1 protein-coding gene is annotated in these 429 nt (G+C 59.7%); it reads right to left on the bottom strand.

Annotation, left to right across the window (positions count from 1 at the left end):
• A partial coding sequence (locus EXE41_RS18840; protein ID WP_137691814.1) for a PTS fructose transporter subunit IIB occupies window positions 1–317 on the bottom strand: 317 nt, incomplete at its 3' end.
• Window positions 318–429: the final 112 nt, after the last annotated feature.

Raw genomic sequence — 429 nt, 5'->3', positions numbered from 1 at the left:
TCCGATGCGTCGCCGTCAGCAGCCGCAATCGCATCAGCGATCATGCCTTCGGCGTCGTTAACAGCGTCTTTGACTGTGCCTTTAATTAGCGGAATACCGCCGAACCGGTCCTGACTGACCGACGTGTCCGAGGCGATGATGGCGGCGTCGGCGGACTCGATATCCGAGTCGGAGAGCTCGTTCTCCGCACCCATCGCGCCCTGTACTTCTACCTTGATATCGTGCCCCTGTTCTTCGGCTGTCTGTTCGAGGTTCTCCGCTGCCATTTGACTGTGTGCAATCCCAGTCGGGCAGGAGGTGACTGCGACGAGTTTCATGTGTCTAATGTGGTATGGACTTCGCTTCGTGTTGCGGCGAGTCGGGCGCGGTCCGCACGCTCACTCGCGGTGTTGTACTCGGTGTCGCGGACGGCCGTCTTGACCTCTGGAA

Source organism: Halorubrum sp. SD690R (assembly GCF_005435035.1).
Taxonomy (GTDB): domain Archaea; phylum Halobacteriota; class Halobacteria; order Halobacteriales; family Haloferacaceae; genus Halorubrum; species Halorubrum ezzemoulense.
The sequence above is the reverse complement of the archived record's forward strand: the minus strand, read 5'-3'. Positions and strand labels throughout refer to the sequence as shown.